The following is a 17,905-nucleotide window of genomic DNA, read 5'->3' as shown; positions in this document are numbered from 1 at the left end:
CAATTTTCTTATTAATTATTTATTCAACTTTGAATTGTTCAACAGCAGATTGTAACTTTTGAGCAACTTGTGCGGTGTTACGCATTGATTCTGATACCTGTTGAGAAGATTTCAGTCTTTCTTCCGAATAACTAGCAATTTGTTGCATTAATTCTGTTACCAAAGATGAAGTATCTGTTTGGGTTACTGTTGCTTGAGAAATGGATTGCATTAATTCGTTAATGGATTGCGATCGCACTAAAACTTTTTCTAAACGTTGCTTGGTGGCTTCCACTAATCGAGTACTATCAACTACTTGAGTTGTACCTACTTCCATCGCTTGGGTTACTTCTTGAGTTTCTAACTGAATATTGGCAACAATTTTGGCAATTTCCTTCGTTGCCATTGCGGATTGTTCTGCTAATGCTCCAACTTGTTCTGCTACAATCGTAAAACCTTGTCCTTGTTCCCCCGCTCTACTTGCCTCAACACTAGCGTTAATAGCTAATAAGTTGGTTTTTAAAGCTATTTCTTCAATTAAAGACACCACCTGAGAAATTTTCTGGGAAGATTCTCCTAAACGCTTCATTTTTTTCGCTGTTTCTCCTACGGTTTTTCTCAAAGAGACAATACTACTTACCGTATCATCCATAACTTGCGTACCTTCTTGAGTTTCCCTAAAAGCATCTTCTGCCAGAGTTGCGGCTTGGTTAGCGTTTTCTGCCACAACTTCTATCGACTTTGACATTTCTTGCACAGATTCTAAAGTATTATTAGTGGCTTGAGCTTCTTTAATAGCCTGTTGAGTTAATTCTTGAATCGATAATTGATTTTCTGTTAATGATGATCCTACTTGAGTTGTGGATTGTTTTACCTGAATCGCAATCTCTCGTAAGTTGTCAATAATAGCGTTAATTAAATCAGCGACGGTACTAATTTCTATGGAGTCTAAACTGGCTTTAACCGTCAAATCTCCGTCCAATGCGTCTTGTACTTCTTCTAAGAGGGTATAAATTGACCCTTCTAAGGCTTCTTTTTCTTTCTCTCGCTCCTGTGCTACCTTTGTTTGTTCTGTAATGAGGTTATTTACCCGTTTTACTAGGTTATTAAAATTATTCCCTAAAGTATAGGTTTCTAATGTACCTTGTAACTCTACTTGTACATCTAAGTTACCTTCTGCTACCTGTTGAGCTTTCTTGGTTAAATTGGTTAAAGGTAAAGATAATTGTCTAGCTAATAATATTACAACCCCTGTGGCGATCGCTGCTAATACCACGGCAATGAAAGTTAAATTCAGAGCTAATTCTTGCCCTGCCTGAGCAATCTCACTTTTTGCCACCGACGCTACTACCGCCAAATCACTTTCAGGCACATTGAGAATGTTAAAAATACGATTTTGTAATTCAAAAGATAATACTAATTCATCGGTAACAGTATTGGTAATATTGACGTTAGAAATACCATTTTTACCTTGCAATTTCTTGATTACTTCTTGTGGCTCTTCAGGACTATCAGTAACTGAACTTTGAAAAAGCTGTATCGCTTCGATTAATGGTTTACCTCCGTTAACTTCTCCTAAAGCCGTAGCTTCTTCCACCGTAAAACTACTTAAGGCTTCTCCAGAACTTACACTAATTACTTGTACTTGTTGTGCATCAGAAATTTTTACTTTTAAAGAATCGAAAATTTGTTCATTTAAAAATTCAATGGATTTACTAACTTTAGTGATGCCTAAAAAATTAGTAGAAATAGGATCTTTTATAGTTCTAATTAAGGTAACAAAAGCAGTGCCAGAGGCTTCATCAAAGTAAGCTGGTTCAATTACTCTCCTGTTATCCAAAGAAACAGAATCCCACCAAGGATAAGTTGTTTCTACAATATCTGAAGGTTTCTGGCTATAACCAATACCGTTGCCTTTTTCTTCAATAATAATAATATTATCTAACTGTTTTCTATCGCTAAGTAACTTTAAATAGTCATTAACAGCAGGTATTTTTTTTGGTAATTGATTTTTTTGCACATCTTCAGAGGCAACTTTTAAAGCATTTGTTATGGTAGGATTTGCCTCTAAAATATCTGTCACTTCAAAAATCTCCTCCATTGATTGTCGAGTGGCTTCGGCGGCTAATCTTAAAGTTTGAATGGTATCAACTTCTAATCTATCTTTTGCTTGACGTTGAGTGAAATTAATGGCTACTCCAGAGGCGATCGCCAAAGGTATAATCACAGTAGGTAAAACAGTAATTAATAACTGATTGCGTAAAGTGCGACGAGAAGATTGAGAGATATTTTGAGGGAAAAATTTATTTTGAAAATCGGATAATACTTCATGAATGATATTTTTTCTTATCAGAGAATGAGATAATACTTGTTCTTTGATCAGATTTTTATTGTTAGATATAGTCATAATTACCCTCAACTGTGTTTTTATTAGGTGGTGAAATATGCTTTAAAAGTCCTTAATGGGATTGTTTAATCTCAGAAAATAATGTTGGCAAATCTAAAATTAATAATTCTTGCTCTTTTTGTTTGACAAATTTTTGGAAATAATTTTTCTCCATTGGAAAAAGGTTTTTAGTTGAGAATAAATCTAAAATTTCCTCCTGTGAAATACGGGTAACTCCTTGAATTTTATCTACGGCGATACCAATTAGTAATTCTGAAGAATCTTTTAGTACAACAATATGATACTGTCTTAAATAATTGGATAAAGAAGATAAACCCATTAATTGTCTTAAATCAAACACGCAAAACACCGTATCCCTGGAACTTATTATCCCTATCATGGATGAAGGCATTTTTGGAATAGGCGTAATTTTTTCCCCAGATACTAATAAAGATTCTTGAATACTTATCATCGGAATCAAGGCGGATAATTTATTGATCTCAAAACGCAAATAACGATCGCCCTTAATTTCAACACTTTGAAATAATTGAGGTAATAATTCTTGGAGTCTAGCTAGAGAGGAAGTTGTGGACATGGCATTTAATACTCATCTCAGAAATACATCAACAAAAATTAGTATCAGTTAATACTGATTTTCCTGACTTTTACAAACATTTTACTTTCAATTGAAATAAAATACAATCTTATTTGCTTATGGATTGAACTGCATTAATCAATTCTTCTTTTGTACAAGGTTTAACGAGATAAGCCTTAACCCCTTGTTTTTTTGCCCAAAGTCGATCAACATCTTTATCTTTAGCAGTACAAGCGATGATTGGAATATCAGCGGTGTTTGGATTCTTTTTCAGTTGACGACACAAATCTAAGCCTCCCATTTCTGGCATCATCCAATCAGTAACAATAGCATCAGGTTTATTCTCCAAAATTTTTTCTAAAGCTTCTTTACCATTATTCGCAGAGATAACGCTATAACCACTGGTACTGAGATATTCAGTAATTAAATCTAGTTCTGACTTTAAATCATCTACCACCAAAATTTGCATGATTTCTATTACATTTTTAAATCATTTCAATTTTATTATATCTTCGTTCTGGGAATTTGACTACTATCTAAAATGTATTGAAAAACTTTTTAAAATTCGTTATAATCTTTCTGAGAAACAAATAGGGTTGTCAGTTAATCATTGATGCCATGATAGTTACTCCATCAAAGATCTGAAACGATCTGGGGAAGATAAGCTTCTAAAGCTAAATTGATAAAGACAACTAGATTTGTTTATTAAAACTTATAATGCGTATAGAGATAAACAATGTTTCGTAGAAAAAGCCTCAGTTTAATTGGTTTAGGTTTAGCTAGTCTATCAGTTTCGGTTTTATTCCCCAATGTAGCTGCTAACGCTCAAAAACCCATAGAAATAACCCTTGTTTCTTATGCTGTAACTCAAGGTGCTTACTCAAAAATTATTCCTCAATTTACAGCCGATTGGAAAAAGAAAACAGGTCAAAATGTAATTTTTAAACAAAGTTATGGTGGTTCAGGTTCTCAAACTCGTGCAGTTATTGATGGTTTAGAAGCTGACGTTGTCGCTTTAGCTTTAGCAGGAGATACCTCTAAAATTGAAAAAGCAGGATTAATTAAGCCCGGATGGGAAAAAGAATCTCCTAACAATGCTATCGTTACTAAATCGGTGGTTGCTTTTATTACTCGCCCTGGTAAACCTCAAATTAAAAATTGGTCACAATTAGCAGATCCTAAAATTAAAGTGATTACCGCTAACCCGAAAACATCTGGTGGTGCAAAATGGAACTTTTTAGCACTTTGGTCATCAGTTACAGCTAAAGGTGGTACAGAAGCTCAAGCAAAAACTTTTGTGGATAAAGTTTATAATTCTGTACCTGTATTACCTAAAGATGCCAGAGAATCCACTGACGTATTTATCAAACAAGGGCAAGGAGATGTATTGTTAAACTACGAAAATGAAGCTATTTTAGCCAGACAAAAAGGTGCAAAAGATCCTTACTTTGTACCCACAGATGTTAATATCTCCATTGATAATCCCATTGCCGTTGTCGATAAAAATGTTGATAAAAAAGGGACAAGAAAAGTAGCAGAAGCCTTTGTTAAATTTACCTTTACTCCTCAAGCTCAAAGGGAGTTTGCAAAAGTTGGTTTTCGTTCGACAAATGCTCAAGTGGCAAAAGAATTTTCTAAACAATACCCTACCATTAAAAAGTTAGTTACTGTTAAAGATTTAGGCGGATGGAATCAAATTGATTCTAAATTTTTTGCAGACAAAGGAATTTTTGATCAGATTATGAGAAGTAAATAGTAGTTAATATTTTCTCAAAAATAACTTAATTTAAGTAGCTTAAATAAAATTAATTTTATGACGGTAAGGGGAATTCAACCCCTTATTATCATTAATTCTATTTATGATTAATGTATGAAAATATATAAATAATTAAGGGTTTAAAACTGCTATATATTAACAAAAAAGTATTTAAAATCGAGTTTTTTCTTTTAATACCATTGCCTATTGCTCGTTGCCCATTCTCTAATATATAACTATGTTTTCTAAATATTTACGATTAATTGGTTTAGGATTAGCCACTTTAAGCATCACACTTTTATTTTCCTTTAATTTCACCGCTACTGCCCAACAGCCTCTTACCGTAACGCTTGTTTCTTATGCCGTTACTCAAAGTGCTTACTCGAAAATTATTCCTAAATTTACTGCTGAATGGAAAAAGAAAACAGGACAAAATGTGGTTTTTCGTCAAAGCTATGCTGGTTCTGGTACTCAAACAAAAGCTATTATTAATGGTTTAGAAGCTGATGTCGCTGCCTTAGCTTTAGCAGGGGATACCAAAAAAGTTGAAAAAGCAGGATTGATTAAACCCGGATGGGAAAGCAGAGCACCAAATAATGCCATCGTTACTAAATCAGTCATGACTTTTATAACAAGAGAAAAAGGCGTAAAACCCAGAAAATGGTCAGATTTAGTCAATGAAAATGTCAAGGTGATTACCGCTAATCCTAAAACTTCTGGTGGGGCACAATGGAATTTTTTGGGTTTATGGGGTTCAGTTGCCCTCAATGGTGGCACAGAAGCTCAAGCTAGAAGTTTCGTTGAGAGAATTTATGGTAATATACCAGTACCTCAATTACCGAAAGATGCAAGGGAAGCTAGTGATGTATTTTATAAAAGAGGTAGGGGTAATGTGTTGTTAAACTATGAAAATGAGGCAATTTTAGCTAAGAAAAAAGGTTCAAAAGTACCATTTTATGTTCCCACAGACTATAATATTTCCATTGATAACCCCGTGGCAGTGGTAGATAAAAATGTTGATAAACACGGTACGAGAAAAGTTGCCGAAGCCTTTGTACAATTTCTTTTCACTCCCGAAGCACAAAGAGAATTTGCTAGTGTTGGGTTTCGTTCGACAAATCCTCAAGTGGCAAAAGAATTTGCATCTCAATATCCTGCGGTGAAAAAATTAGTAACCGTTAAGGATTTTGGGGGTTGGGGAGAAATTCAATCTCAATTTTTTGCAGATAAAGCTATTTTTGATCAAATTAATCGAAAAAGAGGCTAATAAACAATTAATAATTAACAGCTAATAAATAATATAACAAATTTTAATTAATATAATTTTAATTAATATGAATTTTACTAATTTTATTACATTGGAAAAATTAAAAAATAGCCTTATCTTTATAATCGGTTTTTTATTATCTCCTTTATGTTGGTGGAATGACTTAATTTTTAATTTACCTATTGCCTATGGGTTTGGCAAATTTATCAGTATTTTTTCCTCTGAATTATTGATTCCTGCATCTATTATTGGTTATTGGTTATCAAATATTATTGGTATTATTCTGATGCAATTAGGTACAGTAAACTTGATTAATAAATCGGATGAAAAACAAAATTTAGCTAAAAATATTTGGATGGGTGTAGGAACTTCTACTGCCTTTACTTTTTTAATGGTAATTTTATGGCAAAATAATTTATTAGATTTTTCATTACCCTCTTTTTTAACTAGCACAAATGTTTTTTAATCATGTTTCCGACTAAAATTATCTATAAAAATGCAAAATATAACTTTCAACAAATATATTAAAACTACTTATAAAAGATTTCAGCATAATCATAAAATAATTATTTGGGGGTTGGTACTGCCTTTAGTTACTTTTTTAATTTTAGCCTTAAATATTATTTCTTTAAAAGATAGTAATTTTTCATGGGATATTTTGATTTTATCTCATATTCATAAAAGCTCTCAACCTTTTTTAGATAATTTTGCCTCCGTTTTAACTAATTTTGGTGGATTTAGATTAATTTTGCTATTAATAACTCCGATTATTTTATTACTTTTATTTTTAAGAAAAAAAGGTTCATTAACTTATTTAACTATCAGCATTTTTAGCAGTGCAATAGTTAATTTTATCATCAAAATAATATTCCATCGTCCTCGTCCCCATTTATGGGAATCTGGTTATCCTTTTCCTTCAGACTTTTCTTTTCCAAGTGGTCACGCTATGGCTAGTATGACTCTCGCTTTAACTATTTTAGTCATTTTTTGGGATAGTTTTAAAAACCCATTGATCTTGATTTTAGCTGGAATTTATGTAATTTCCATCGCTTGGACTCGTTTATATTTAGGAGTTCATTTCCCTAGTGATATACTAGGAGGATGGTTATTAGCTATAGCATGGACAACCCTAGTAACATTTTTATTTAATTTCCCTGAAAACAACAAAAATACTAACTAAAATTTATGGGCAAAAATAAATTTTTATCTAAACCCATTAACTTACTTTTTTTATCTTTAATTCTTATAATTGTACTCAACCCTTTTGCCATTGTTAATGCAGGTGAAAGGGGTATTTTAATGCGTTTCGGGGAAGTGCAAAAAGATATTTTAGAAGAAGGAATACATTTTATTCTTCCTTTAGTTAATACTGTACAAAAAATAACAGTTAGGATTCAAAAAGAAGAAATTAGGACAGAAGCATCCACAAAAGATTTACAGGAAGTATTTAATGAAATTGCTTTAAATTGGCACTTAAATCCCCATAAGGTTAATTTAATTTTTCAGCAAATTGGTACAGAAAATGATATGATTCAAAGTATCATTAATCCAGCAATTCAAGAAATCGTTAAAGCTGTTTTAGCTAAATACACTGCCGAAGAAATCATCCTTAAAAGAGAAGAGTTAAAAAGAGAAATTGATTTATTATTAACCCGCAGATTAAATAAATATTTCGTAGAAGTTGATGATATATCTTTAGTTCATATTGACTTTTCTGATCACTTTATTGAAGCCGTAGAAGCCAAACAAATTGCAGAACAAGAGGCAAAAAAAGCAGGTTTTAAAGTCCTAAAAGCTCAAAAAGATGCAGAGGTTAATATCAGTTTAGCGAAAGGAGAAGCAGAAGCCCACCGTATTTTGCAAGAATCTCTAACCCCAGAAATTTTAAAAAGACAAGCAATTAATCAATGGAATGGAAATTTACCTTTAATGATGGGTAAAGATGATATAAAACTATTCAATTTAGACTTAGAAGATTGGCAGAATCTACCAAAAAAAAGTAAGTAAATTATTAATATTTATAATTTGAGAAAAAAACCTAGTTGATTTTAATTTCTTCGTTAGGAGATTCTGGTACATTATCTTCTAATTGTACTGACGAATCAGGTACTTCTTTTACTTCTACATTATCGGGAGATTTTATTTCTAATTCTGTCTCTAATTCATTCTCTTTTTCAGTTTTATTGACTTGAATTTGTTGTCGATTTTCTTGTTCAATTTGTTGAATTTGTTGCTCCATAATTTGATTCCCACGATCAAAAAATTGTTGAGAATCTTGTCCTCTAATTTGTGCTACAACAACATTCCCACCGGGATTAATTCCTAATATTGAAATAACCCCAATACCAGTGATTGATAAAATTTTATTAACAGTGTTCATTTTATCCTCCTTGATTTAAGATTGAACTACTTATAAAAATTATTTAGTCTATCTTTATTATGACAAAATTTATTTTAGCTGATCGTAAATAATTGCAAAGTATTAATAAAAGCCCAAAAACTTAAATTTTTAAGTATGAGTGATGAAGATACCAAATAGCACATAAGAGAAATACTTATAAATAAAGATGTCTATTTTAGTATTAAGACTAAATACAGAAATATTGAGTTATTGAATAAAAATAACCAAAATGTCGTACTTTTTTGTTAATTTAGTATTAGTATTTCTTGATACCTAATTTTTATAGTTTTCTGACTCCCATGAGCAAACCCTAATTATTAATATATTAATGTTAAAAATACTAGATATAAGTTGGAAAAATAATTATTGGTTACGAATATTTTTAATTATTTTTTCGTTAATTATTTGTTGTTTATTATTATTAGTAAGAATTTCAGGATTAGAATTAATTGGGATAACTCCGAATTGGTTATTAATTTGGTTAGTAATTTGGAGTGTTAAGCGCAATTTATGGCAAAGTATCGTAGCGGCTATTTGTTTAGGATTGATATGGGATAGTTTAACAGGTTTTTTCCCTTCTCATATTTTAGGTTTAGTGATAGTGAGTTTATTTACTAGCAATGTTTATAAAGATAAGTATGTTAAAGAAGATGTTATTTCCCTAACTTTAATAGTTTTTGGAATGGCAATTATTAATGAGACAATTATAGCCTTACAATACAGTCTTCAAACTGAAATACCTTTAATCGATATATGGTTAAATTATCAAAAAAATTCTTTAACTTCTGCCATTATTAGCAGTTTATGGACTCCTTTAATATATTATCCTCTTGATTATATTTTAAGTCCCTTACCTCATGAGAAATAAGAAAATGTTATTTAAACTTAACAAATCTTATAGTATAAGTGCATAGTTTGAAATTAATCAAATCATTTTAAGTTACTTTTTTTGTTTAAATATTTCCTAGCCCAATTATAACGTTGTGGATCTTTTTTTAGTAAATCCTTAATTATTTTATCTCTTTTTTGCTTATCTTTCATTCTTTCAATTGATTTCTTGATTTCTGAGTCAATAGAATTAGGAGAAGCTCCTCTTTTTATTGCTTCCGCAAACCATTTTTCTCCTTCATTATATTGGTAACGATCAAAACAAATTGCACCCATTAAAGTGTAAGGATGATGACTTGACGGCTGAAATTTTATTGCTTGTCTAGCACATTTTTCTGCTTCATTTAAGTTATCAATATCTCGAAAACTTCCTCCTCTAGTCGTTAAAATAGCGGATTTTAATTTATCTTCTTTGAGCTGATCAAAGTTTATATTTTCTGTTGATTGCAAAGCTTTTTTTGGTTGCTGTGCTTTACGCCAATGACTGCTAATATTGGGAAGATTCCACCTATTTCCAGTTTTTTTATAATCATCTTCATAAAATTGAGCTTCTATAGTGTGATAACAAATATATATCTTGCCACTAAATAAAGTTTTTTCTTTATATTCAAAATTATATAATCTTTGATTTGTCGGTAATTTATTCTCTTGTAAATAGACTATTTCTGTCGTATCTAACCTTTTATTATTGTCCAATTTTTGTAAAATTAAATATAATTTACTTTCTGGAAAATCATCAGAAAAAGCTTCTACCTCATATTTCTCTTTTAACTGATTAAAATGCTTAGTTTTACCTAATTTAATAACATCTTTTTTCTTATTTTTCTCAATCCAATCTAATTCTTGTTTATTTAATTCTTCTCCTAAAGATATTTTATTAACCAGAAAACTAGCATATTTTTCAACAGCAATATTAATTGTTTTTGTTAATTTTCTCTTATTCAAAAAGTTAATATCTGTTTCAGGTAAAGGAGTATCCGAATTAATTTTTTGAAGCACTTTATATAAATGACTTGTCAAAGATAAATCTTGATTTTCTGTTGCTTCATACTTAGATTTTAAAGCGATAAAATTAGCGATATTTAAGGTATCATTAAGATTGTTGGATGTTAGCCAATTAATTTCATGAGTTTTTAAGAATTGACAACCCTCAATATTTTTTAAAATTTGGTATAAAATACTATTAGGAGATGTTTCTACACAAGAAACAGCGTGATATTTTTGTTTGAGTTCTAAAAAATGTTTTTCTCTTTTTTTTTCTTGTAATTCATACTCTTTGAGAATGAAAGTTAGATGATTTTTTTGAATAAATCTTAAATCTTTATCCGTTAACTGTATTTGATTTTCTAATTTTTTTAAAATAGTATATAAACGATCATCAGGAGAGATATTAGAATATTCAATAGCATTATATTTTTTTTTAAGGTTGAGAAAATCTAATACTTTGTTGAATTTTACTTCATCTAATCTATTTGCTTTGAGATAATTAATTTCATCATAACTTAATAAATTTCCTGAGTCAAGTTTGATTAATATAGACGATATTGATTGTTGAAATATTTTGATACAATATTCAGTACTAAAATTATGCTTATATCCTAAAATATCACTGGGAGTAGAGATAAATAAGAAACTATATTTATTATAAATGGGAGTAAAAAAATCTTTAGCTAAAGAGATTATCTTACTATTTCTCTTCTCTTTATTTTTGTACAAAAAATTATAAACTTCAGGATATTTATTTTCCAACCAATTCCAGTCAACTTTATTCAAAAAATTTATATCTAAATCAGCTTTATTTAATATGAAAAGTAAATAAGTATTATTATTATTTTCAGCAATTTTATATTTATGTATAATTTTAGTGTCTAACATTATTGTATCTTAACAATTTAATATTATTTTTCCTATTGATTGAGAAAGAGAATTACTTAAATTTAACTTTATTATAAAGCCAATTAGAAACTTTACTGGGCAGATTTTTTTTCACCCATTGCCATGCAATAATTTTTACTAAAGGCTTAGGAGTACCCGATAAAAATTTAGCTAGTTTATTCATTGAACGATTAGAAATTTTTTTATTAATTAAGTTTATAATTCCAATATCATAAAGACAATCAATTATAAGTTTAATTGTCATTTCTTCATTGAGTGCTAAGTTTTCTAAAAGTAAGTAAATATCTCTTAATTTTTCTTCTTGAAAACGCTTTTCTTCTGGAGTTAATTTTGTTAAGGCTACTATTTCAACAGTTTCTTTTTGACGACTTAGCATCAGAAATAATGAATAATGAATAATTAATTAATGAACAATGAATAATTAATAATGAATACTTTAAACGATTCAATTATTATCGGGGAAGTTGAGGATAGGAAACCCAAAAAAAGCATACTAAAATTGGGTTTCGCCATTAAAATTTACTAATTACATACAAGATACCTATTACCTATGATTTATTAAACCGATTGGGGTTGTGCTTGAGGTTGAAACTGAAATAGAGAATAAACCACATTTCGGCGAATGTCAATCATCATCTCTAAAAACATTTCGTAGCCTTCTTGTTTATATTCGATTAACGGATCTTTTTGTCCGTAACCTCTCAAACCGACAGATTCTCGTAAACCGTCCATAGCTTGTAAGTGTTCACGCCACAAAGTGTCAATTTGTTGAAGAATAAAGAATCTTTCCGCTTGTCGCATTAAACCAGATTGTAATTGTTCCACTTGATTTTCTTTTAAATCATAAGCTTTATGCACCTCTTCATGAAGAAAAGTTTTCATTTCTGTTACCGTCATGTCTTCCAAGTCTTTAACAGTGACATCTTCTAATAAGTAAATAAATTCTTTAGCCTTATTAACTAAACCTTCTAAATTCCACTCATCAGGGGGTAATTCAGGGTTAACGTAAGCATCCACAATTTCATCCATTGTCTGAGTAGCATATTGCAATACTTGCTCTTTTAATTCTCTTCCTTCTAACACCCGACGACGCTCAGCATATATAGCACGACGTTGGTTATTCATAACTTCATCATACTCAAAAACGCTCTTACGGGCATCGTAATAGAAAGTTTCGACTTTTTTCTGTGCCCCTTCTAGTGAGCGAGTTAACATCCCTGATTCGATGGGCATATCTTCTTCAACTCGAAAGGCATTCATTAAACCAGCGACTCTATCACCGCCGAAAATCCGCAATAAATTGTCTTCTAGGCTTAAAAAGAAACGTGTTGAACCCGGATCTCCTTGTCTTCCTGCTCTACCTCTTAATTGATTGTCTATACGTCTTGATTCGTGTCTTTCTGTGCCAATAACGTGTAAACCGCCTTTTTCCACTACTAATTCATGTTCTTTATCAGTTAAACTGTCATAATCTTGACGAATTGCTCGATAAACCTCTCTTAATTTTAAAATTACAGCGTCATTGGTGGGAGCTTTTTCAGCGGCGATGGCAATTTTTTCTTCAGCATCTAACTCTGAAAGACTTTGTTGCCCATAGGTTTCAACGGCAAATTTTACGGCTTCTTTTAATTTTGTTTCGGTTTCAGAAGATAACTGACAAGGAAAAATATCGGAGGAAGGTTTCCAGTTTTTGACTTTTTTACCGTCACCATTAGCACCAAAACCTTGTCCTTTTGGACGTTTATTCATATCAATTCCGGGTACATTTACCATAAATTGATCATTCTCAGGAGTAACCATTTGAGGCATGAAATATTCCCGAATTTTCAATCGTGCCATATAGTCAGAGTTACCACCAAGAATAATATCTGTACCACGCCCCGCCATGTTTGTAGCGATCGTAATAGCACCTTTTCTTCCTGCCTGAGCGACAATTTCAGATTCTCTTTCCACGTTTTCTGGGCGTGCATTGAGAATTTGATGGGGGATTTCTCTTTCTACTAATAATCTTGCCAATAATTCTGATTTTTCAACACTGGTAGTACCAATTAATACAGGTCTGCCCGTTTCGTGCATTTCTTGACATTCCTCAGCAACGGCTTTCCATTTTGCCATTTCATTTTTATAAACGACGTCGGGTAAATCCGCTCTGTCAGAAGGGCGATTTGTGGGAATAATACTTACTTCTAGCTTATAAACTTTTTCAAATTCCGTCTCTTCAGTTTTTGCTGTACCTGTCATCCCTGATAATTTAGGATAGAGTAAAAAGAAATTTTGATAAGTAATACTAGCTAAAGTTTGAGTTTCTTTTTGAATTTCTACTCCTTCCTTGGCTTCAATAGCCTGATGTAAACCATCACTCCATCTTCTACCAGCTAAAACTCTACCAGTAAATTCATCGACGATAACGACTTCATTGTTACGGACAATATAATTGACATCAGCAGTAAATAATTCTTTAGCTTTGATAGCGTTAAATATATAATGAGCCCAAGGATTTTCTTGATCATATAAATCTTTTACCCCTAATAATTCTTCGGCTTTTGCGAAACCTTCATCGGTTAAAAGTACATTACGGGCTTTTTCATCCACTTCATAATCTCCGCCATCCCCTTCTTCCTCTTGTTTTTTCAATAATTGAGCAATTCTTGCCGCCTCCATATATTTTTCCATCGGTCGTTCCACTTGACCTGATATAATCAAAGGAGTACGAGCTTCATCCACTAATATAGAATCGACTTCATCAATAATGCAATAATTAGGCACTCTTTGCACCACTTCAGCAATATCCGTTGCCATGTTATCTCGCAGATAGTCAAAACCTAACTCACTATTTGTAGCGTAGGTAATGTCGGCACTATAGGCTTTTTGTCTTTCCCCTGATGTCATCCCACTTTGAATTAAACCAACACTTAAGCCTAAAAAACGGTGAATTTGCCCCATCCATTCTGCATCACGACGGGCAAGATAATCATTAACAGTAACAACATGAACACCTTTTCCTGTTAAACCGTTAAGATAAGCTGGAAGGGTTGCTACAAGGGTTTTACCTTCCCCTGTTTTCATCTCAGCAATTTGCCCTGTATGTAATACTACACCTCCTAACATTTGAACATCATAGTGACGCATCCCCAAAACCCTAACCCCTGCTTCTCTAACGAGGGCAAAGGCTTCTACCAATATTTCATCTAAAAGAATATCTCTTTCTTCCCGATTTTTAGCCTTAGCTAACATTTCTTTAAAAGAAGCTGTTTTCGCCCTCATTTCTTCATCGGTAAGTTTTTTATAATCTTCTTCTAGGAGGCTAATTTCAGTAATCAGAGGTTGTAGTTTCTTAAGTTTACGAGCGTTAGGATCTCCGAATAGCTTTTTAAACATATTTAATTTCTTATAATCTCTTTAATATATCTATTTAGTTTTTAATCATATCATTTATGGCAATGGACAATAGACAATGGACAATGAACAATTAATTTTTTATTTATAGTTATTTTTTAAGATTGTATTTTTATTAAATTTAGGGATTATTAATATCAGTGTTGTTTACATAATATAAATTATGCTACGGTGTTTATTAGTTTTTTACATTACCGTATCAAGTAAAAAATTCACTTTTAATAAAAAGACAAGACTTAGTCACAAATTCAGGATTATTAAATTAAAAGGGAAATCAGTATCTTAATGGTTCGGTTATAACACTTTAATAAAACTATTAAACAAGTTATCATTAATTTCTGTTGGAGGATTTTTTTGATGATTAAACCATGATTTTGTCTAATTGTTTGGAGATGAATTTAAGTGATATTTTAATGGAAGATGATTGGGGTAACGACTTAGAAGATTCTACCCATAATAGTGAGAATATATCAATTAAAGCACAACAAGAATGGAATGGAGCGATCGCTTCCTTAGAAAAATTATTAAATTTAACTATTGGGATTGATAACAAAAATAATGAATTAATACAAGGAGTAGTTTTTTCTTCTCCGACTCCTCTTATTACAGATATAAAATTAGTTTCTCGACTAGAAACAGTAGTTTTTTCTACTTCTAATAATAAGAGAATGGCGTTAATGCCTTGTGATTTTCATCATACATTTAAGCCAGTATCTCCATTACATTTTATTGATGTTGTATTAGATATTGATGATCTTTTAATTAAGGAACAATTTTGTTTAATTTTAACGGAAAAATTTTGCTGTTTAATTGTCAAGAGCATTGATAAAAATAATCAATCCAGATTTCAATTTTCTTTTACTCCAGAAATTATAAAAAAAGCATGGTTATTATTAAAGACTAGATTAATTTTTAGTCAAAATTATCAAACTGAATATTTGGAAAATTTAATCAAAAAATTTATTAATATTGTTCCTAATTATAAAATAGTTAGTCAATTTACTCGTTACTTATTGAAAGAATTAGAACATTTTAATACATCGAAAACTGAACAAGAAATAAACAAAATTCCTCGTCAAAGTCAAAGTATTTCTTTGAAAAAAACTCCTTTACCTCCTTATCCTGAGTTTGAATTATTACAAGCATTAACCCATGAAATTAGAACTCCTTTAACAACAATACAAACAATTACTAAATTATTAATTAAAAGAGCAAAATTAACTCCAGATTTAGTTAAACATTTAGAACTAATTGAACAAGAATGTACTGAACAAATTAACCGTATGGAATTAATTTTTAGGGCAGCAGAATTAGAATCACAATCGACAAAAAAAGAAGTAGTAAAGTTAGTTCCAACTTCCTTAGAAGAAATTTTAAATCGTACCATTCCTTCTTGGAAAAAACAAGCTCAAAGACGTAATATTATTTTGGACATAATCATACCACAAAAATTGCCAAAAATAGTTAGTGACCCGGCAATTTTAACACAAATTTTAGGTAGTTTAATCGAAAAATTTACTCGTAATTTACCTAGTGGTGGTAATTTTGAAGTATTAATTTTACCTGCTGGAAATCAACTAAAATTACAGTTTTTATCAGAATCAAATTTTAATAATGATCATGTCAAATGTTTAGGTAAATTGTTACTTTTTCAACCTGATACAGGTAGTTTATCTTTAAGTCATGATGTCACTAAAAATATTTTTCATGCTTTAGGTGGTAAATTAACTATTAAGCAAAAACCTCATAAAGGGGAAATTTTAACTATATTTTTACCTTTAGGAATAAAATAATTAGAAATCAAAAAATATTAATTATTATTTATATCCATCTATCTAAAATATCTTTAAATAAAATTTCATCAATCCAAGTTTTAAACACAACGGTGAGAGGAAGGGCTAATAATAATCCTAATAAACCAAAAGAAGTGGCAAAAAATATTTGTGCAAAAAGAGTTACTGCTGGTAATAATGATACTTTATCAGCCATTACTTTTGGGGTTAACCAATAACTTTCGATATTTTGAACAATAAAATACCAGATAATCACAGGAATAATTTTCCAAGGTGAATCGACCACTGCTATCATAATAGGAAAAACAACACTTAAAGTTGGTCCGATATTAGGAATAAAGTTTAATAATCCAGCTAAAAGTGCATGAACTAATACTAATTTTACACCTAAAATCCATAAACCAACACCGCTTAAAATGGCAATGAAAACGCAGTTAATAAGAATACCACTTAACCAACTAACTATAGCAATTTCACTTTGATTGAGAATATGATCAATACGGTTACGATAAAAAGAAGGGCATATTTTTAGAAAATAATAACGATATTGTTGTGGATTTAAAAGAAAAATAACTGTTAAAACAAAAACTAAGATTAGTTGTGATGTGACGATAAAAACATTAGAAAAAATAGCAATAAAATTATTGAAAATTGCCAAACTAGAAAAACTATAATTTGTTAAAATTTTGTCAAGATCGTTAAGAGGAGATAATATTTGATATTGTGTATAATCTATATTATTAATAAATTCAGTTATTTTTTTGATAACTTTAGGTAAAAGATTAATTAGTAATTGAAATTGCTCAATAAAAGGAGGCAAAATTAACAGTAATAAAATATTAATAATAATAATAATGCTGATAATAATTATGAAGATAGATTTTTTTCTATTTAAGTTGAATTGAGTTAATTTATTTACTAACCTATTTAAGACAACAGCAAAAATTATCGAAGTAAAAATTAATAGTAATAATTGACGTAATTGCCAGAGAATATAAAGAGAAATTAAAAAACATAAAAAACCGACAGATTCACCAAAATTCATAAGTACAAAAAAATATGATATGTATAATTTTTAGAAAATATCGAAAACATCAAATAATAAAAATTTTTTAAATGTATCTTTTGAAATGTAATAAAAAATAATCTTACCAAAAAAGTAATTAAAAAGTATATGGTAATTTCCCATAGATTTTAACTTATTCTTGCTTGATTAATCTCAATGGTTCTTTTTTTTGAGAACAGTGTAAGATCTCAGGTAAATAGGTCTTAAGTTAATTAGTTCATAAATACTATTAAATACAAATAAATATAATGAATCAAAATAATTTCAATACTTTTATTTCTCAAATGGCTTTGAGTTTATTTACTCCAACGGTTATTATTACAAAAATAGTAGAATCTGAATTAGTGGTGATGTTAGAAGATATGGGTAAAGCCAGTGAGGAGATTTTTAGAGGTGAAAGATTGCCGATTTTAAAAAACCATCAATTCAATAATGCCAAAAATTAGCAGGATAATGATCAATTATTTAATCAGTACTTAAGT

At 30.3% G+C, this 17,905-nt stretch carries 16 protein-coding genes; 8 read left to right on the top strand and 8 right to left on the bottom strand.

All coding sequences use genetic code 11. The features are described from left to right. Nucleotides 1-19: 19 nt before the first annotated feature. The 3 genes from GM3708_RS09615 to GM3708_RS09605 form a co-directional block, all read right to left on the bottom strand. Nucleotides 20-2,386 (bottom strand): methyl-accepting chemotaxis protein, encoded by a 2,367-nt coding sequence (locus GM3708_RS09615; RefSeq protein ID WP_066346080.1) that lies wholly within the window; start codon nt 2,384-2,386, stop codon nt 20-22. Nucleotides 2,387-2,438: 52 nt separating this feature from the next. Next, the gene (locus tag GM3708_RS09610; RefSeq protein WP_066346076.1) at nt 2,439-2,960 is read right to left on the bottom strand and encodes a chemotaxis protein CheW; all 522 of its coding nucleotides are present in this window, start codon (nt 2,958-2,960) and stop codon (nt 2,439-2,441) included. 109 nt (nt 2,961-3,069) lie between these two features. Then, nucleotides 3,070-3,429 carry a PleD family two-component system response regulator gene (locus tag GM3708_RS09605; protein ID WP_066346073.1) on the bottom strand — a complete coding sequence of 120 codons (360 nt, stop codon included), beginning with the start codon at nt 3,427-3,429 and terminating at the stop codon, nt 3,070-3,072. A 267-nt stretch (nt 3,430-3,696) separates the two neighbouring features. Here GM3708_RS09605 and GM3708_RS09600 point away from each other — a divergent pair, with 267 nt between their 5' ends. The 5 genes from GM3708_RS09600 (at nt 3,697) to GM3708_RS09580 (ending at nt 7,990) form a co-directional block, all read left to right on the top strand. Continuing rightward, nucleotides 3,697-4,716, top strand: a complete 1,020-nt coding sequence (locus GM3708_RS09600; protein ID WP_066346070.1) for a sulfate ABC transporter substrate-binding protein — start codon at nt 3,697-3,699, stop codon at nt 4,714-4,716. Nucleotides 4,717-4,954: 238 nt separating this feature from the next. Continuing rightward, nucleotides 4,955-5,983, top strand: a complete 1,029-nt coding sequence (locus GM3708_RS09595; RefSeq protein ID WP_066346068.1) for a sulfate ABC transporter substrate-binding protein — start codon at nt 4,955-4,957, stop codon at nt 5,981-5,983. A gap of 67 nt (nt 5,984-6,050) precedes the next feature. Next, nucleotides 6,051-6,449 (top strand): hypothetical protein, encoded by a 399-nt coding sequence (locus GM3708_RS09590; RefSeq protein ID WP_066346065.1) that lies wholly within the window; start codon nt 6,051-6,053, stop codon nt 6,447-6,449. A gap of 30 nt (nt 6,450-6,479) precedes the next feature. Then, entirely contained in the window at nt 6,480-7,163 is a 684-nt protein-coding gene (locus GM3708_RS09585; protein ID WP_066346063.1) for a phosphatase PAP2 family protein, read from the top strand. A 5-nt stretch (nt 7,164-7,168) separates the two neighbouring features. Further along, the gene (locus GM3708_RS09580; RefSeq protein ID WP_066346061.1) at nt 7,169-7,990 is read left to right on the top strand and encodes a prohibitin family protein; all 822 of its coding nucleotides are present in this window, start codon (nt 7,169-7,171) and stop codon (nt 7,988-7,990) included. Between the two features lie 31 nt (nt 7,991-8,021). Here GM3708_RS09580 and GM3708_RS09575 read toward each other — a convergent pair whose 3' ends face one another. Beyond that, complete coding sequence (locus GM3708_RS09575; protein WP_066346058.1) at nt 8,022-8,363, bottom strand: hypothetical protein; 342 nt, start codon at nt 8,361-8,363, stop codon at nt 8,022-8,024. Nucleotides 8,364-8,712: 349 nt separating this feature from the next. Between GM3708_RS09575 and mreD the strand changes: the two genes are divergently transcribed. Continuing rightward, nucleotides 8,713-9,252 (top strand): rod shape-determining protein MreD, encoded by a 540-nt coding sequence (gene mreD / locus GM3708_RS09570; RefSeq protein WP_066346055.1) that lies wholly within the window; start codon nt 8,713-8,715, stop codon nt 9,250-9,252. 62 nt (nt 9,253-9,314) lie between these two features. Here the strand turns inward: mreD and GM3708_RS09565 are convergent, their stop codons facing one another. From GM3708_RS09565 to secA, 3 genes are all read right to left on the bottom strand, one after another. Then, nucleotides 9,315-11,147, bottom strand: coding sequence for a M48 family metallopeptidase (locus tag GM3708_RS09565; RefSeq protein WP_066346052.1), 1,833 nt, complete (start codon nt 11,145-11,147; stop codon nt 9,315-9,317). A gap of 52 nt (nt 11,148-11,199) precedes the next feature. Then, entirely contained in the window at nt 11,200-11,544 is a 345-nt protein-coding gene (locus tag GM3708_RS09560; RefSeq protein ID WP_066346049.1) for a hypothetical protein, read from the bottom strand. A gap of 182 nt (nt 11,545-11,726) precedes the next feature. Then, entirely contained in the window at nt 11,727-14,546 is a 2,820-nt protein-coding gene (gene secA / locus GM3708_RS09555; protein WP_066346046.1) for a preprotein translocase subunit SecA, read from the bottom strand. 410 nt (nt 14,547-14,956) lie between these two features. Here secA and GM3708_RS09550 point away from each other — a divergent pair, with 410 nt between their 5' ends. Beyond that, nucleotides 14,957-16,357 carry a sensor histidine kinase KdpD gene (locus GM3708_RS09550; protein WP_231932892.1) on the top strand — a complete coding sequence of 467 codons (1,401 nt, stop codon included), beginning with the start codon at nt 14,957-14,959 and terminating at the stop codon, nt 16,355-16,357. Nucleotides 16,358-16,385: 28 nt separating this feature from the next. Here the strand turns inward: GM3708_RS09550 and GM3708_RS09545 are convergent, their stop codons facing one another. After that, nucleotides 16,386-17,402: an AI-2E family transporter gene (locus GM3708_RS09545; protein ID WP_066346042.1), complete on the bottom strand. Its 1,017-nt coding sequence runs from the start codon at nt 17,400-17,402 to the stop codon at nt 16,386-16,388. 269 nt (nt 17,403-17,671) lie between these two features. Between GM3708_RS09545 and GM3708_RS09540 the strand changes: the two genes are divergently transcribed. After that, nucleotides 17,672-17,869, top strand: a complete 198-nt coding sequence (locus tag GM3708_RS09540; RefSeq protein ID WP_066346040.1) for a hypothetical protein — start codon at nt 17,672-17,674, stop codon at nt 17,867-17,869. Nucleotides 17,870-17,905: the final 36 nt, after the last annotated feature.

The organism is Geminocystis sp. NIES-3708 (assembly GCF_001548095.1).
Classification (GTDB): Bacteria; Cyanobacteriota; Cyanobacteriia; order Cyanobacteriales; family Cyanobacteriaceae; genus Geminocystis.
Note: the sequence above shows the minus strand (reverse complement) of the source record. Positions and strands in the feature narration are given on the sequence as shown.

What these genes read in the sequence shown, in the direction of transcription:
- GM3708_RS09615 (WP_066346080.1), bottom strand. Translation starts at nt 2,386, where the DNA reads ATGACTATATCTAACAATAAAAATCTGATCAAAGAACAAGTATTATCT.
- GM3708_RS09610 (WP_066346076.1), bottom strand. Translation starts at nt 2,960, where the DNA reads ATGTCCACAACTTCCTCTCTAGCTAGACTCCAAGAATTATTACCTCAA.
- GM3708_RS09605 (WP_066346073.1), bottom strand. Translation starts at nt 3,429, where the DNA reads ATGCAAATTTTGGTGGTAGATGATTTAAAGTCAGAACTAGATTTAATT.
- GM3708_RS09600 (WP_066346070.1), top strand. Translation starts at nt 3,697, where the DNA reads ATGTTTCGTAGAAAAAGCCTCAGTTTAATTGGTTTAGGTTTAGCTAGT.
- GM3708_RS09595 (WP_066346068.1), top strand. Translation starts at nt 4,955, where the DNA reads ATGTTTTCTAAATATTTACGATTAATTGGTTTAGGATTAGCCACTTTA.
- GM3708_RS09590 (WP_066346065.1), top strand. Translation starts at nt 6,051, where the DNA reads ATGAATTTTACTAATTTTATTACATTGGAAAAATTAAAAAATAGCCTT.
- GM3708_RS09585 (WP_066346063.1), top strand. Translation starts at nt 6,480, where the DNA reads ATGCAAAATATAACTTTCAACAAATATATTAAAACTACTTATAAAAGA.
- GM3708_RS09580 (WP_066346061.1), top strand. Translation starts at nt 7,169, where the DNA reads ATGGGCAAAAATAAATTTTTATCTAAACCCATTAACTTACTTTTTTTA.
- GM3708_RS09575 (WP_066346058.1), bottom strand. Translation starts at nt 8,363, where the DNA reads ATGAACACTGTTAATAAAATTTTATCAATCACTGGTATTGGGGTTATT.
- mreD (WP_066346055.1), top strand. Translation starts at nt 8,713, where the DNA reads ATGTTAAAAATACTAGATATAAGTTGGAAAAATAATTATTGGTTACGA.
- GM3708_RS09565 (WP_066346052.1), bottom strand. Translation starts at nt 11,147, where the DNA reads ATGTTAGACACTAAAATTATACATAAATATAAAATTGCTGAAAATAAT.
- GM3708_RS09560 (WP_066346049.1), bottom strand. Translation starts at nt 11,544, where the DNA reads ATGCTAAGTCGTCAAAAAGAAACTGTTGAAATAGTAGCCTTAACAAAA.
- secA (WP_066346046.1), bottom strand. Translation starts at nt 14,546, where the DNA reads ATGTTTAAAAAGCTATTCGGAGATCCTAACGCTCGTAAACTTAAGAAA.
- GM3708_RS09550 (WP_231932892.1), top strand. Translation starts at nt 14,957, where the DNA reads ATGAATTTAAGTGATATTTTAATGGAAGATGATTGGGGTAACGACTTA.
- GM3708_RS09545 (WP_066346042.1), bottom strand. Translation starts at nt 17,402, where the DNA reads ATGAATTTTGGTGAATCTGTCGGTTTTTTATGTTTTTTAATTTCTCTT.
- GM3708_RS09540 (WP_066346040.1), top strand. Translation starts at nt 17,672, where the DNA reads ATGAATCAAAATAATTTCAATACTTTTATTTCTCAAATGGCTTTGAGT.